Raw genomic sequence first — 14,740 nt, forward strand, 5'->3', positions numbered from 1 at the left:
GCTAGGTGCTGTGCTTGGTCGAAGACGATTGACCAAGTGCATCTTTCGAAGATTGATCCGCTCTCTGCTCCTTGATCTTTTCGCTCAGCGGCTTACTCAAACTTTCCTGAAGAGCCGCCCGCGCCTCCCACGCGTCTCTCTGTTCCTTGATCTTGGCCTCGATGGTATGGCGCCTGTCCTCGGGTATCCTTGTCAGCCGTGCTCCCAGATCCGTGAGTTCTGTAGGATTGTGCTCGCGCGATGCGAGATCGGCCTCGATCTCATCCGCTTCGCGCTCTTGGGCATCCATGAAAGCGCGATGTAGCTGCGCTGCGCGAGTCGGCTGGTAGCCCCCCTGCAACAACCACGCATCGTGCGCGTCGGCAATAGCTGTTTCGGCGAATTGCAGGTGCGGCCACGGTCTGAAGAATCTGGAGATCAATTCGCTGAACCCAATATCCTTATCAAGTGACTCCGCCAGCCGCTCGAAGTCGGTATCGGTAGGAAATTCCGTCGCGCGTTGGTCCTTCATCCTCTTGCTCCTTCACATGGGCACATGTTGATTGTCGCGTGGCACAACAGCGTGTAGCAGCCAAAATCCATGGCTCAGACACACGTCCGGTAGTGAAGTCTTGCGTCGCTCCAAAGGCCATGCATGGTTAACTCCACAATGGGAAGCAGTCGAACCAGAAAAAGGCGTAGCTTGAGATCGTGGCTACCCTGGCGTCAATGCGGGCAGCCTGTCCATTGCTACATCGCGATGGGCAGAAGCTCTCGCCCCCCCATGCCGGCCGCGGATCGGGGTAATCGAATTGCTCCAAGGAGACAATAACACCACTGCTAGGTGATCCCTGCCGCATAGACCTTGCCATATCGAGGGCCAGCAATGTTGCAGCACCTTTTGTTCTTCTTGAGTGAGCCGCAGGGGCATGGCTCATTGCGAGAATAGCGACGGGACAACTCGGGCTGAAGCCGCCCTTTGCGCGTCATCTGCGTCAGCATGTCCGCCAGGATCCCTTCAGATTCCATCAGCTCGTGGGCCTCGGCGATGTGCTCTGCGTCAAGAGGGCCGTCGTACCTTGCATAGATCATGGTTTCAGAGCGGCCCCCTGTAGCATCATGAGTCTGCGCGCCGAGGATGACGAACTCGGTGGCATCTTCAAACTTGAGAGGCGCAACGATTGCGTAAGCTCTCATCACCGAAAGGCGATACGAGCGGTACTCTTCATAGGTCGCCTGGTGCGGAATCCAAGGAACAAAGACGAAAAGATAAACCCGCCCGGGGTGGCATGACGAAGACACTGCCCTTGAGCTCCGCGCTCCGGGAGGTACTCTCCGGTACTTCTCGGAGAACGCGGTTCCGAGCCGCGAGCGCGACGCAAGGTTCTCCGAGGCTGCAATGCGGAGCGTGACTTCATGCATGTCCAAAGGGGTGTCGTTGGCCTCGCCAGTATCAGCGGCCAGGACCGCCGTGCTGAAGGGGTCGATGAGGTCATGCCACTCCCGCGCAAGCTGCCTCATGCGCGTACGCACGCTGTAGGCGGGTGAGCTTTCGTAAGCCCGCCACTCCCCCTCCGGAATCCTGATCCAGTCGTGAGGACTAAGCTTCTGATGGGCAAAGGGCAGGCAACCGTATCCATTGGGGAGCGCTTCCTGGAGGTAGAAGGCCAGCAGGTCCTCCTCACCGTCGTACATCCGCAGTTGTCCGCTTCGGACAGCTGCTTCCTTCTCGGTGAGATAGTGAACAAAGTCACCGATGGTGCCTAGTTCGCTCAGCACCCGGTCGAGGCACTCTTCGTCTAGGATATGGATGTAGGGCTTTTTGACGTCCAGGTCGCCCACTACGAAAGGTCGCTTTCCGTCCACTATGTCGGGCAAGCCGAAGGCATGAACCAGCGTGCCGCTACTTCCGGGACCGCCGATCTTACTGAAGTAGTCGCGAGCCGGCACGGTGCTATTGGCTGCCACTGCGACTAGATGAATCCGCGTCCGACTTGACAGGGCGGGCAACGGGAATGGCAATTGGCAGCTAGCATCAAGGTAGATGTCTGGATTCGGTCCGCGGAGGTACTTCGCAGCGCCCCAGAGCTGCGTGGCAGAAGCCAGGATGGATTCGCGATACCAACGGCTCCATGCGACCTGTATGTCTGGGTGCGGCGGCCATGCAATGTCCTTGTCCGAGAACAGGATGATGTCGTCGCCGAAGATCACTGTTAGGTCGGACAGCTCCTTGTTGACGCCCTTCTTTGCCGGGCGCGTCAGCCCAGGATAAGACCACAACCCAAAGAACTGGTCAGATGCGAGTCTGGCTAGATGGCGTTCTCGGGCGGTTGTGCCCTCGTTCTGGATGATCGGCTCGAGCACTGGCAGTCCCCTGTTCTACTGGATTACGACGGCAACGTCGGTTCGTGGTTTCAGCTACAAGTACCCCGGAGTATGCGCGCTGATGGGGCCGGCTGGGATGGACCTTGCGCACCCAATCTGGCCTATCTCGCTTCCAGCTGACGTGCCGTGTATGTGCGGATACCCGATCGCAGGATTCACGGACGGCAGCGGCGGGTAGCCTCGCCAGCGTGGTATGCGGAAGGCCGCCCCTCAGCATTACTTCATTGCGCACCGCAGGCGCGTGTATGCCGATGCGGGCGCGGCTGTGCACCAGCGCGAGGTTCATGCGGACAATCCAGGTTGCGGATGGAACGATCAACATGCGCAGGCAACCGAGCCCGTTGAATCAGCCAAAAGATGAAGTCGATGTCAGGCTATGCCGCTGATTCGAGTCTCGCACCCTCATCGATGCCGGTTGCCAAGGCGATAGGATGTTTGCCGCTATGACCCGTGTATCGGCTTGCTGATCCCTCTGGAAGCGCCCCCCGCGCGTCAGTTCGTGAACGCGCGTTGATCTCGGTAAGTGTCCGCTTTTTGGCCGGGAGCTGCCGTTCGGCGTGTCGAGCTTAAGTGTTTGGCCTCATCGAGATGCTGTCTTTGATTGAAACTTGTTTCAGACCCTTAGTACTACGTTGAAGCGGGATCCTCCTGCTTTGCGTGTGCGTCGCGCATCGGCGTATCGCTTCGAGTACTAGGTATGAAAGATAAGTCCGAGTTCCTCTACTGTGTCTTCATTGTGGCTGCAGCCATCTTGTCGGCCGTAGCCCGTTGTTCGTTTACCCGCCCCGACCAGTTCGGTCGCGATTCCTACGACTAAACCAACAATTCAGATAGACGCACAAGGCCCGGCACTGTCCGGGCCTTGTGCGTTATGCCGTCTATGAAAGGAGACCGAGATGCATCACGTTGAAACCATGGCCTATGCAGGCCAAGTCCCATGGCATGGCATCGGAAGCCAGTTGGCTCCAGGGCAGTCCATTGAAGTATGGCGCGAGCGCGCCGGCATGAACTGGTCCTTGGAGGAGGCTGAAGTGCGATTCGCAGCCGAGGCCGAAGATGAGTATCCCGTTCGGGCGTTCCCCGGGCAGAAGGTGCTTTATCGCTCTGACACCAAGCGACCGTTGGCCGTGGTGTCCAAGCGCTATCAAGTAGTCCAGCCGCGGGAGATACTTGAGTTCTACCGCGACCTGACGCGGTACAGCGGCTTTGAGCTGGAAACGGCAGGCGTTCTTCGTGGAGGGCGGAAGTTCTGGGCATTGGCCCGTACTGGCCAGGGTGTGGCCCTAAAGGGCCAGGACCAGGTCAATGGCTACCTTCTTCTGGCTACGGCCTGCGACGGAACACTGGCGACCACTGCTCAGTTCACCTCAGTTCGGGTGGTTTGCAACAACACCCTGCAGATCGCTGTTGGGGATCGAACCGGAGCCATCAAGGTCCCGCACCGCAGTGCCTTCGATGCTGACAGGGTCAAGAGCCAGTTGGGTATTGCAGTCGAGGGCTGGCACGGCTTCGTGGAGCGGATGCGCATCCTCTGTGAGACATCAGTGGACCCTGACTCGGTCGATGGCGTGCTGCGGAACTTGCTCACGTATCCAGCGGCTCAGAATGGAAAAGTTATCGTGAACGAGCAGGCTGTAGCCAAGGTGCGGGCGCTATACGGCGGGGAGGGGAGAGGCTCAAGCCTAAGAACCAGCAAGGGCACAGCCTTCGGCCTCCTCAACAGCATCACCGAGTTCGTGGACCACCATCGGCGGGCGCAGAGTACGGAGAACCGCTTGGATGCAGCCTGGTTTGGTCAGGGGGCATTGCTCAAGCAGAAGGCTTGGAGGGAACTGTTGGGGGAAGCCGCATGAACGTCTCGCTGCAGAAGCAACGCCTGGAAGAGCTACTTGGTGGTTTGAACGAACGTGACAGCACCATCCTCTCTCAGGCATTGGAAATTCTTGAGAGCAGAGCAATGGTGAGTGGCCGTTTATTGGGAGATCCGGATGTTGCCGGCAGGTTCTTCCGCCTGCGTTTAGGGCATGAGATCCGCGAGCACTTCGAGGTGGCGTTCCTCGATGCCCGCAACCGTCTGATCGCCGTAGAGCGGCTGTTCTCAGGTTCCATAGATGGTGCTGAGATCCATCCTCGGATCGTCGTTCAACGTGCCTTGGCCCTGAACGCAGCAGCGGTCCTACTGGCTCACAACCACCCCAGCGGGCATTGCGAGCCGTCAGAAGCAGATCGAGCCATCACCAAGCGGTTGAAGGAAGTATTGGCGATGGTGGAGGTGAGGGTCGTCGACCACCTTGTGGTGTCGGCAAGCCAAGGGACCTCGATGGCTCAGCTCGGGCAGATCTAAGGCCCGGATACTAGGAGAACAGCATGAAGGAAACGGAGACGTCCTGGTCATCGACCAGGGTGGCAATGGCTCGTGCCAAAGCAGCTGATCTCGACCGACAGGCCCGGGAGGTAGAGCGCTCAGCTGCCGACGGAAACTGGCGCATGAAGGCTCGGGCTAGAGAGGCCGCTACCGGGCTTAGATTGCGAGCTGGGAGGTACTTGGTGGAGGCTCAAAGTCACGAAGAGCAGGATCTCCCACTCTTCCCCTAGCCCGCAGGAGGGGACTTGCCTTCTGCGTAGCCCTTGATCAAGTTCAGAACGGCTTGTTGTCTTGATGCTGGAAGACGTGCGACCAGAAGGATGACTTCTGCCAAGACGTCGGATGTGGCGTGGAAGTAAGCAACAGGAACGCCGAGCGCCTTGGCCAATGCTTCAGCGGTCTCGGGATCAGGATCTCGTAACCCCAGCTCGTAGCGCGAGATACGTGGTGCGGCGCTATTGGAATCTTCCAAGCCCAAGACGGCCCCCAAGTCAGCTTGACTCAACCCAGCTTCCAGTCGGGCCGCGCGCAGGCGACGACCAAAGACGGATTTTGGAATGGACGGAGCAGGCATGGAAACGACACGAAGCAAGCGGTGTCCAAGTCTGCCTGTTTCATCATCGCATCACATTTGCCATTATGGCAAATAGTGGGGCGGTGGTCTTGTCCAGCCGATCCCGTAGCAACCAATCAGACCTTTCAAGAGGCGCGTGCGCCTAAGGATTGACAGATATCCAAATGTCACAAGAGGACCACTACGAAGTCCTCGGGGTACGCCCCGAGGCACCCCTCTGGGAAATTGAGCTGGCCTATAGGGGCCGGCGAAGCCAGTACCACCCTGACCGCTACGTCGCGGGAGACGCTTCGTCCGTGGCATGGGCAACGGCCAAGATGCAAGCGGTCAACAAGGCTTACGCCGTCCTCAAAGACCCGGACCAGCGCGAACGCTTCGACCGTACCCAAGCGTCGCCTAGCCCGAGTCCACAGCCGCAACCGGAGCGAGCCAAGGCCCCAGAGCCTCCACCGCTCCGCTCACTCCGAGAAGCACTAGAAGGGCTGGAGTTCAGTAATGAGCCCTTCGAGCGCGTGTTCGTGGCTCCGCACATCCCAAGGAAAAAGCTCCAGGGAGCCCTGGACAGCTACGGGGAGAGGCTGCGTGCCCAAGACGTTGTCGTGCTCATCGACGACACCGTGTTCGGCGGTGCCAGGGAGGGCGTACTGATCACCGAAACCCAGATTCGGTGCAAAACCAAGTTCGAGCAGGCTGAGATCCGGTTACTGGGTTGTCTGACCGAGATTACCGCCCAGGGTGCGCACATCCGGATCCATGGCGAGCCCTTCATCACATTGAGTGTTCCCAACGCCGATGACCTGCGACGGCTGTTCAGAGCCGTCAGCCACTACTTGCAAGAAACCAACTGATCTCAACCAACAGGGGAATTACATGAAGTACCTGATAGGCCTATACGGCGTGACCGTGCTGATCGCGGCCATATGTTTCGATATCTGGGGGCGCTATGCCTACAAGGGGTTCTTCTACAACCTCGGGCAGGGCCTGGTCTGGCCCGTAGTGGTCTTCCCGTCATTCGGAAAGCTGATCGGCGGTGTGGTCTGGATCGTGGTGATCTTCGCCCTGCTTGTCCTGGTGAAGAGGCGATAGACATGACTCTTCGGAAACGAGCACTTCTCCCAATGGTGATCGTCGTGCTGGCACTCAGTGCCTGCAGCAGCGAGCTGGACAAGGTCCGAGGCCAGTTCATAGACAACTGCATGAGCAGCGGCGCACCGAAGTCCAACTGCAAGTGCGCCATCGACAAGCTGCAGAACCACTACGGCGAGCAGGGCCTGGTGGCCATAAACAGACAGGGTTACCCACCGTCCGACTTCGCCGAGCAGCTGTTCGTTGCTGCGGGCCAGTGTCGGAACCCGTGATAGCGCCTGACGTCCTGGCTTCGAAGTAGGGCGCCGACCGTGTCACTCGTTACCTCTGACGACCGAATGTCGGCCGCCCGAACATACAGACAAGGAATTCCATGAAAAGTATCAACTACGTTGCAGCCATGCTGGCTGCGCTTCTTCTTGGTGGATGCAGCAAACCAGTCCTGGACTGGCGCAACGCAGAGCTGAGTAACGGCAAAATCTACGAATCCGGCTCCAATGAACCCTTCGATGGACGGGTGACCGGTGTACCGCACAAGCAGCTCGAACCGCTCCTGGGCTCTCTGAGAACCATCCTTCAGAACCTCAATACCAATCAGACCACCAGCATGACCGCACTGCTGGGCAACTTGAACTATGTCTGCGATGTGGAGGTGGAAGAAGGGTTGGTAGGTGGCCAGTACACCTGCCGCTATCCGCAGTCACAGGTCATCGCCTACGAAGGTAAGCGGACCGACGGCGGTCTGGATGGGGAGACCGTGTTCCACACAAAGACGGGCAGTCCTGGCGTCATCCTGACGATGCAGAACGGGCGCGTGGAAGGACCGATCAAGATCTACTTCGCCGAGAAGCCCGGGCAGCTCTCTTATCAAGCCACGGCTGTGAACAACGGTCTGGAAGGAGAAGCGATCAGCTACTACCTGAATGGTCAGGTCAAGGTAAAAGCCAACTTCAAAGGCAGCGTGCCTGTAGGGCTGTGGGAAGCCTACTGGGAGGAGAACGGAGCCGTCTCGGAGCGGGGCCTGTACGAGGGTGGAAAGCTGGTCTCACAGACCCACTATCTGCAAGACGGTACGGAATACCTGACGGAACCGGAGATGTGGGCACTCCACCGTTCAATTTCGCAAAGCGATGATTTCGCTCTGACGCCCAAGCAGGAAGTTCTGCTTACAGAGGCGGAGAAGCGATACAACGCAGTACGCCTGCTGACGCCGGCCCAGCGCGAAGCGAAGTACCAGGCGGAGCAGGAGAGTATCCGGGCCGACAAGATCGCTCGCGGACTCGATCCGGACTGCTGGGTATGTGACGGATCGGACAAAAGGAACTGACGGGTAAAGAGGGTAGATAGCGGGCGTGCCGATGCACGCCCGCTGCGTGCGCGTGCTTTGATTTTTGCCAAAGGATCTCAGGAGAGACGATGAGGAAGGTAGGTATGTTGGTAGGCGCCGCGTGGGCCGTACTGGCGTTAGCGGGTTGCAAGAACGAATCGGCGCTCACCCAGGCAGGTGACATCAACCTTGCTGGATGCGAAGTGCCGGCGGGTTTGACGCCGGTGCAGGCAGAAGCGGTTAGCTGCGCACCTGCGCAAGCTGAGCCGCAGATCACAGCAGAGCCCTCTGCAGCTGCTCCGGTGGAGAGTGTCATCAATGAAGCACTGGCTCGAGATGCTTTCATCTTCAATCAGTCAGAGGAAGACGTAGAAGCTAGGCGCTTCGCAGAGGGTGACCTCAATGGCGACGGTGTCAGTGACAAGGCCGTGCTGTTCGTACTGCAGGCCACTGATGGCGGTAATGCTTATGCCACGCACCTGGCCGTCTTCCTCAAAGAAGGTAATGGTTTGACGTATGCAGACTCACTGCCTGTGTCGGGTTATGGGGAGGGAGTTCAGGAGTTCGCAGTGCAGGGCGGGATGGTTGTCATGAAGATCCTGGTCCAAGGACCGGGTGATGCCACCTGCTGTCCCTCGGTGGAGAAGAATGTCAGCTACGTTCTTCATAACGGGAAGTTGATTGAGGCTAAGCCTGTCAGTGCGGCGTACTGATTGAACTACTGCTCGGAGCAGGGTGAGTAGTTTCTTACTCTTGGGCGCATAAGGTATGAGAGAAGCCGGCTGCTAGTACTTACATGACTACCCCCAATGACGTGCACTACATGCAATAGAAGGGAGGGGGGAATGCAGAGCGCGCACTTGCCGTTTCTCCAAACTCATCAGGCTAAGTAGCTTTCTAGCCACCCCATAGAGGCCAGTGACCAACGTCACTGGCCTTTTTCATTCCCGACATAGAGGTTAACCATGAAGATCTTCCATTTGCAGCTAAAGACTGGCGCCAAAGGCAAAGCGGTAGGGCATAGTGACTACATACGCCGCGAAGGAAGGTATCGGTCACGGGAGGATCTGGTCGACGTTGGGTGCGGGAACCTACCTTCTTGGGCAGAGGGTAATGCTCGAGCGTTCTGGGCCGCAGCGGATGCATACGAGCGCATGAATGGTGCCGCGTACAGGGAGTTCATCATTGCACTCCCAAATGAGCTTGTTGGCACCAGGTCGACGGACCTAGTGCACGATCTTATTTGTTACCTGGCAGGTACGAAGCCCTATCAGTTCGCGGTCCATGCACCCGAGGCGTCCCTCGAAGGGGGGATCAACTTGCACCTGCACTTGATGATCTCAGATCGCATGCCGGATGGGATCGATCGACCGGCGTCGCAGATGTTCCGCAGGTACAACCCTGACAGACCCGAAGCGGGCGGACGCAGGAAGGATGCGTGCGGAAGAACTAACGAGCAGGTCAGTGAGAGCGTGATTGAAAGCCGTTACATGGTTGCGAAGATCATCAACGAGCACTTGGAACGCAATGGCATTGCGGAGCGTGTTGATCACCGGACACTGAAAGAGCAGGGCATCGAACGTCAGGCTGAGCGTCACTTGGGAGCATTCCGGATTCGGGGGATGTCCGAAGACGAGCGGCTAGCCTACGTGACGGCCAGGCAAGCTATGCGCGGGCGAGGGGAGCTTTGAGAATGGTGGGGCGGGAGCCCGGAAAACCGTGCGACTTTGCCCCAGCTGGGGCAAAGTCGCATCGTGTGCATGCCCATTTTGTGTGAAAGTCCGAGGCCGCTCCGCCCTGGTGGTCACCAGAATAAAGAAAGGCCGCCCCTCATGGGGCGGCCTTTACTGTGCGGACGACTGAGGTCAGAGCGCCCCGGGGCGGTCAAAGAAGTCGGGGTTGAACTCAATCACGAGCTTGCCACGTCCGTAGCGGCGTTCAGGTACTACGCGGATGACATCCTCCTCCTCCAGTAGGTCAAGTGCGGCGACAAAGCGTGACTGATGGCGAACAGGGCCATCCTTGCGAATGTCATTGCGGTGGGCCCACTTACGACAGCGGACCCAGTACTTCGTGCGCATGTACTCCATCAAGGCCCGGGCGTCCTTCTCGTCCTGCGGAAGATCATTGTGGTCGCCGAACTTCTCGCGGAACTCATCGTGATAGAAGCCCGTGACGTTGATGGCGCGCTGCAGCGTCGCACGCTCGATCACCTCACCTTCGATACCCTCAAAGTGGTGGAAGATGCCGGCGATACGGCTGGCGATCTCCATGGTCTTGGAGGCTGCATCACGGATGCTGTGGTAGGCGCGGCCCTTTGCGAGCTGCGGTTCGATCATGTCGTAGGTCTCCTTCCACAGTGCCTTGGCATCGGTCGAGAAGCGCAGCACCTTCTTGCTGTAGTTGCCATTGGCATGGCGCTGGTCTCGGGCTTCCAAGAGCGCGGTCATGCGCTTGTGGAAGGCCAGGATGTTAGCGCCGTGCACCGGCTCTTCGCCGGTCAGCTCCGTGGCAGCACGGTAGCCCTGGGTCGACTCGGGATGGCAGAACACGAAGCGGGCGAGGAAGCCTGATGCACGCGCCGTGCTGTTCTTCGTCTTCAGAAAGTCCTGGAACAGATCCTCCTGGATCATGAAGCTGAGCGTCAAGCGCGGATCCGTGACCTGGACCACCTCGTCGGCGCGGTCAAGCATGATCATCGAGGGGGCATCCCACAGCTTGTTCAGGGTTGCCGAGTTGCGGAACGCACCGCTCTTCAGGAGCGTTGCCCCCTCATCGCTGAGCATGGCAATGGACTTGCCATCTCCCTGCACCGCATTGATCAGGCCGCGCTCGGTGGCGTCCTGCACAATCATGCGATTGCATGCAGGTTTCACCGGTTCGGCTGCCTTGTGCATCGCAAAGCGCTGACGCAACTCGGTCGTGTCATTACCCTTTGCGAGGGTGCTGGTAATCAGGCGATTGATCGCCTTGCTCTCGATCTCCCAGAAGCCGTGTTCAACTTCGTACTGCTCCGTCGCAGCCTTGTACGCATTGGCATACGAGCGCTCGTAGTCGTAGATCGGCTTCATGACAAGCTTGTCCGTGGCCGTCTTGCGCTCGCCGGAGTCGGCAACCGTTGCCAGATACAGAGCACAGGGCGTCGTGGTGGCATGCGGAAGCATGACATCGACGTCGGACTGGCATGCGATCGACATGCCAGTCAGGAACGAAGTGGCAACCAGGGCATCCGGTGCCTGGATGGCCTCCATGGTCTCCTCAATGGCCAGGGCCACGGACTTATAAAACTCGTTCACCGGGAACGGATAGGTGGGGATACGCTTGTTCATTAGAGTGCCTTGTCGGTGCTGGAGGTATGGGTGGTGCCGGCCTGCGCTGCCATGAGTTCCTTGAAACGGGCGGGGTGCAGCTTCAGGCCCTGGGTTTCCAGCACCTCCAGGATCGCCTTCTGGCTCACCTGCTTGTTCAGCAGTTCCACGATGGTCGGGTACAGCAGTGCGAACAGCTGCGCCTTCTGGTGCTGCTGCTTGGGCTGCAGTGCTTTCAGTGCATCGGTGCAGCGGCCGGCCTGCTCCAGCAGGCGGTCATCGGCATGCGTGACGGGGTTGTTGTCCGAATTCATCTGCCTTCCCCTCAGTGCGCCGGCTGCGCGGCAGCGCAGGCCAGGACGTAGGCCATCACTTCCGAGCGCCACCAAGCGGTGGGCGAACGGTTGGAGGTACCGAGCTTGAAAGGCTTCGGAGCGCGGGCGTCGTATCCCGGCAGGCGCGCATTGAGGCGGGCATACCAGGTGCTCTTGGACAGGCCGACGATCGACAGCACCTCGGGCAGGCGGATTGCCTCGTCCAGCACAGGGCTGCGCTGAAACGTCTGGAGGATGGCCTCCAGACGTTCCAGATACGGAGTGATGTTCTGCGGCGCTAGGTGGACCTCGTGCGCGGCGAGACGAGTATTGATTTCGATGTGGCCTGCCATGTCTGTTCCTTGAATTTCCCAAGCGCACCGTGCGCCTGGGTCCTAGCAAGGCTGAAGCAAGTTTGGAATAAGTCCAAAAGAACGGCTAGTTGATACATTTACAATGTTCTATCGCTGTGATAGCTGGCTGACAGCTCGGCGCGCTAGCTTCTGGAAAGCGTTGCGAAACTCAAGATAGTCGCTGTCCTTAGTGCCCCAATTAAGGATGGTGTTTGCCAGTCGAAGCGCCACTTCGCTTTGAGCGTTGCCTGCTCTATTCGACCAAGAGTCGTAAGCCATGACTGCCTCAGCGTGAATCGGCTCCTTGCATATGCGATTGGAGATTTCTGCGGCGAGATCGTAAGGGTGCTTGAACTTCTTATCTGCTGGCAGCGTGGCAAGAGTTTGTATCGCTATACGTGCAATCGCATCTCGCTTGTGCGTATTTGCTCCGATCGATCCAAGATCACTCGCTCTTTCCGAAGCAGTTCTGGGGCCGGATGCTATGCCTACATAGAAGGTACATTCCATGAGCGCATATAGAGCGCGCTCGGGATCATTGGAGTTGTGTGCGTTCCGTGCCTCGATCCAGAATGCGACTGCAATTCCGAGTACTTGCTCTGTCTTCGGCGTTGCCTCTGGGCGAAGTGCCTTTAGCTCTTCCTGCCGTTCGCTGACCTTGCCGGGAGCGCCGGATACAGAAATTCCAGGGCGGTCGGGGCGTTCTATGTTGTTAGAGAAAGCTTCAACAAGCTGCTGTTGCAGTGCTGCTTTCTTCTTGAATCTTCTGCTCAATCGTAGGTTAACTTTGTGCAGGTAGATGGAAGCGTTCCCTTCCTTCTGAAGCTCCCTGCAGATTTTTAGCCAGAAGACCTCAAATGGCTTGGGGTGCTTTGGTCTTTCGTTATGAATAGACCTGATGGTGTTGAGCAATCTATCGAAAACTAGCTCTATGTCCGGGAGTATCGGGCCGCTGTCATAGCGCGAGGGTACTCCGCGAGATGGCCTGCCAATGGCTGTAGGAACCAGCTCGCGGCTCCTTGAGGACAATTTGGAGCCGGGAAGTATAGTGTCACCATTCTTTAGTCGTTTCATGACCAGGTCGAAGATCCATGTCGCAGTTTTTTAGCAGCCACTGACAATTTTTGCGCTCAATCCGTGGCGGTGTTTCTTGTATCTAACTGTGTCACAACACCACCCTCGGAATCGAACGTGTCAAGCCTTGAGGATGCCAATCCTTCATCGCTGCAATGAGTTGCCTAAGTTGTGGGTGCGTATCGCAACCTACCTAGGATCCGGTACTCGCTGGGTTAGTGGCTTTCCCTATCCACTAGCGTCCGCGATAGGTCTAATTTAAGCTTGGGCCCTTATGTTCCTGCTCCCTCGCAATCAGTTCATATTGCCGTCGTCGAGGATGAAGACGGGCTGAGGGAGTTGCTCGTCGATGATCCGCGCAGTCGTGGGCATGCGATCGAGGGGCTTGCTAGTGCCGAAGCCTTGTGCCTGCATCTGAGTTTGCATCCAATAGATATCGTAATCTTGGATGTTGGTTTACCGGGTGAGGATGGCTTCAGCGTAGCCTCTCACCTGCGGCAGCTTGTGGCAGTGGGCATTATCCTGTTGACCGCACGTACCGGGGCAAAGTCGATGCAGCGTGGCTTTTTGGAAGGTGCTGACATATACCTGACCAAGCCAGTCGATTACGACGTGCTGGAAACTGCAACGGTCAACCTGCACAGAAGGTTGAGTTCCTCTGCCGCTGCCGAAGGAGCGTATGCGGATTTTTGTGTAAACACTGTTCTGGATCTCCCTCGATCTCGTACGAGGCAGGCATTCGGATGTCGGCTCTTGGCCGGAAGTGGACGGATGTGGGGCAGGGATTAGGGGGCGTTATCGGGGGTAAAGGTTGCGTTCTCGTTTTGTGAAGAGCTGCGGCTTCATGTCAGGGATAGTGATTTCTGTCGGCCTTTTCAAGAGCCGCTGAGGTAGGTGAATTCAGAGCTTTTTACTTGTCTTCACAGAAAATTTAGGTCGACTTGGCCAGCGTGGTGACTCACCTTCATCGGCAGGTCGCCATGGCACGCCCTATCTGGACTGGAACCCTGTCATTTGGCTTGTTGAACATTCCTGTTTCGTTGATGTCCGGCGAGCGGCGTGTGGATTTGAGTTTCCGCATGCTGGATTCCCGCGACAAGAAGCCCATCCGTTTCGAACGGGTGAATGCAGATACCGGTGAAGAGGTGCCCTGGAAGGATATCGTCAAGGCGTTCGAGTACGACAAGGGCAGCTACGTGGTGGTCGAGAAAGAGGATATCGCCTCTGCTGCGCCACAGACGCATGAGTCGGTTGATGTGGAAGCCTTCGTCGACCGCGACGAGATTGGCATGCGGTTCTTTGAGAAGCCCTACATCCTGGTGCCTGGCAAGAAGGCGGAAAAGGGGTATGTGCTGCTGCGTGAGACGCTGAAAAGCACCGGCAAAGTCGGCGTCGCGCGGGTAGTGATCCGGACGCGGGAGTATCTGTGTGCCGTTGTTCCCGAGGATGATGCGCTGGTGTTGATGATGCTGCGTTACCCGCAGGAGCTGGTGGAACCGGACGACTACAAGCTACCCACCGGCAAACCCAGCGACTATCGTATCGCGCCGAAGGAAATGCAGATGGCCAAGGACCTCATCACATCCATGGAAGCGCATTGGAAGCCGGAGACGTATCACGACGAGTTCCGTACACGCTCGGAGGCAATCATCAAGAAGCGGATCAAAGCGAAGGGTGCAACCACGAAGATCGTGGAGCACGAAGCGGAGAGTCACGAAGACGCCGCTACCAATGTCGTTGACTTCATGGCGCTGCTGCAGAAGAGCCTGGAGAGCAATCGCCGTACACCAGCCAAAAAGAAGTCGGCAGCCAAGAAACCGGCCGCGAAGGTAGCGAAGAAGGCTGCGAAGAAGGCGGTACGCAAGACCTCCTGACAGCGCTATGAGCAGGCGAATCGTGCCACTGGAGGGACTGGGTACGGGCCCGCGGGGACAGACGTTTCTCTACATGTTTCCGGTTGCTGGTGAGGATTTTG

At 57.8% G+C, this 14,740-nt stretch carries 17 protein-coding genes and 1 pseudogene; 10 read left to right on the plus strand and 8 right to left on the minus strand.

The window, feature by feature from the left end; genetic code table 11:
• Nucleotide 1: 1 nt before the first annotated feature.
• The 3 genes and pseudogenes from RT131_RS15465 to RT131_RS15475 all read right to left on the minus strand — a co-directional run.
• A complete protein-coding gene (locus RT131_RS15465) occupies nucleotides 2-511 on the minus strand; it encodes a hypothetical protein (protein WP_313173678.1) in 510 nt (169 codons plus the stop codon).
• Nucleotides 512-819: 308 nt separating this feature from the next.
• Nucleotides 820-2,343, minus strand: coding sequence for an SEC-C domain-containing protein (locus RT131_RS15470; protein WP_313173679.1), 1,524 nt, complete (start codon nucleotides 2,341-2,343; stop codon nucleotides 820-822).
• A 154-nt stretch (nucleotides 2,344-2,497) separates the two neighbouring features.
• Nucleotides 2,498-2,650: pseudogene (locus tag RT131_RS15475) on the minus strand (ATP-dependent protease); the annotation flags it as partial.
• A gap of 610 nt (nucleotides 2,651-3,260) precedes the next feature.
• Between RT131_RS15475 and RT131_RS15480 the strand changes: the two are divergent.
• Nucleotides 3,261-4,217, plus strand: coding sequence for a DUF932 domain-containing protein (locus RT131_RS15480; RefSeq protein WP_313173680.1), 957 nt, complete (start codon nucleotides 3,261-3,263; stop codon nucleotides 4,215-4,217).
• Nucleotides 4,214-4,708, plus strand: a complete 495-nt coding sequence (locus RT131_RS15485) for a JAB domain-containing protein (RefSeq protein WP_313173681.1) — start codon at nucleotides 4,214-4,216, stop codon at nucleotides 4,706-4,708. The genes RT131_RS15480 and RT131_RS15485 overlap by 4 nt, the downstream gene beginning before the upstream one ends.
• A 247-nt stretch (nucleotides 4,709-4,955) precedes the next feature.
• On the opposite strand, the gene RT131_RS15490 is transcribed toward RT131_RS15485, so the two are convergent.
• Complete coding sequence (locus tag RT131_RS15490; RefSeq protein WP_082746590.1) at nucleotides 4,956-5,303, minus strand: helix-turn-helix transcriptional regulator; 348 nt, start codon at nucleotides 5,301-5,303, stop codon at nucleotides 4,956-4,958.
• A gap of 164 nt (nucleotides 5,304-5,467) precedes the next feature.
• Here RT131_RS15490 and RT131_RS15495 point away from each other — a divergent pair, with 164 nt between their 5' ends.
• The 6 genes from RT131_RS15495 (at nucleotide 5,468) to RT131_RS15520 (ending at nucleotide 9,407) form a co-directional block, all read left to right on the plus strand.
• The gene (locus RT131_RS15495) at nucleotides 5,468-6,151 is read left to right on the plus strand and encodes a J domain-containing protein (protein WP_313173682.1); all 684 of its coding nucleotides are present in this window, start codon (nucleotides 5,468-5,470) and stop codon (nucleotides 6,149-6,151) included.
• Nucleotides 6,152-6,173: 22 nt separating this feature from the next.
• Nucleotides 6,174-6,389 (plus strand): hypothetical protein, encoded by a 216-nt coding sequence (locus RT131_RS15500; protein ID WP_062168854.1) that lies wholly within the window; start codon nucleotides 6,174-6,176, stop codon nucleotides 6,387-6,389.
• Nucleotides 6,390-6,421: 32 nt separating this feature from the next.
• Nucleotides 6,422-6,661 (plus strand): hypothetical protein, encoded by a 240-nt coding sequence (locus RT131_RS15505; protein ID WP_313173683.1) that lies wholly within the window; start codon nucleotides 6,422-6,424, stop codon nucleotides 6,659-6,661.
• A 101-nt stretch (nucleotides 6,662-6,762) separates the two neighbouring features.
• Nucleotides 6,763-7,716, plus strand: coding sequence for a hypothetical protein (locus tag RT131_RS15510; RefSeq protein ID WP_313173684.1), 954 nt, complete (start codon nucleotides 6,763-6,765; stop codon nucleotides 7,714-7,716).
• 89 nt (nucleotides 7,717-7,805) lie between these two features.
• Entirely contained in the window at nucleotides 7,806-8,429 is a 624-nt protein-coding gene (locus RT131_RS15515) for a hypothetical protein (RefSeq protein WP_313173685.1), read from the plus strand.
• Nucleotides 8,430-8,681: 252 nt separating this feature from the next.
• Nucleotides 8,682-9,407, plus strand: coding sequence for a MobA/MobL family protein (locus RT131_RS15520; protein ID WP_313173686.1), 726 nt, complete (start codon nucleotides 8,682-8,684; stop codon nucleotides 9,405-9,407).
• 174 nt (nucleotides 9,408-9,581) lie between these two features.
• Here RT131_RS15520 and RT131_RS15525 read toward each other — a convergent pair whose 3' ends face one another.
• The 4 genes from RT131_RS15525 to RT131_RS15540 form a co-directional block, all read right to left on the minus strand.
• The gene (locus RT131_RS15525; protein WP_313173687.1) at nucleotides 9,582-11,045 is read right to left on the minus strand and encodes a YfjI family protein; all 1,464 of its coding nucleotides are present in this window, start codon (nucleotides 11,043-11,045) and stop codon (nucleotides 9,582-9,584) included.
• Nucleotides 11,045-11,338: a hypothetical protein gene (locus RT131_RS15530; protein ID WP_313173688.1), complete on the minus strand. Its 294-nt coding sequence runs from the start codon at nucleotides 11,336-11,338 to the stop codon at nucleotides 11,045-11,047. Before RT131_RS15530 ends, RT131_RS15525 begins: the two co-directional genes overlap by 1 nt.
• Nucleotides 11,339-11,349: 11 nt before the next feature.
• On the minus strand, nucleotides 11,350-11,691 hold the full coding sequence (locus RT131_RS15535) for an AlpA family phage regulatory protein (RefSeq protein WP_313173689.1): 342 nt from the start codon (nucleotides 11,689-11,691) through the stop codon (nucleotides 11,350-11,352).
• 108 nt (nucleotides 11,692-11,799) lie between these two features.
• Nucleotides 11,800-12,603 carry a hypothetical protein gene (locus RT131_RS15540; protein WP_313173690.1) on the minus strand — a complete coding sequence of 268 codons (804 nt, stop codon included), beginning with the start codon at nucleotides 12,601-12,603 and terminating at the stop codon, nucleotides 11,800-11,802.
• 426 nt (nucleotides 12,604-13,029) lie between these two features.
• Here RT131_RS15540 and RT131_RS15545 point away from each other — a divergent pair, with 426 nt between their 5' ends.
• Both RT131_RS15545 and RT131_RS15550 read left to right on the plus strand, forming a co-directional pair.
• Nucleotides 13,030-13,554 (plus strand): response regulator, encoded by a 525-nt coding sequence (locus tag RT131_RS15545; protein WP_313173691.1) that lies wholly within the window; start codon nucleotides 13,030-13,032, stop codon nucleotides 13,552-13,554.
• A gap of 191 nt (nucleotides 13,555-13,745) precedes the next feature.
• Nucleotides 13,746-14,639, plus strand: a complete 894-nt coding sequence (locus RT131_RS15550) for a Ku protein (protein WP_313173692.1) — start codon at nucleotides 13,746-13,748, stop codon at nucleotides 14,637-14,639.
• Nucleotides 14,640-14,740: the final 101 nt, after the last annotated feature.

Origin of the sequence: Stenotrophomonas sp., assembly GCF_032066555.1 — a bacterium.
Lineage (GTDB): Bacteria > Pseudomonadota > Gammaproteobacteria > Xanthomonadales > Xanthomonadaceae > Stenotrophomonas.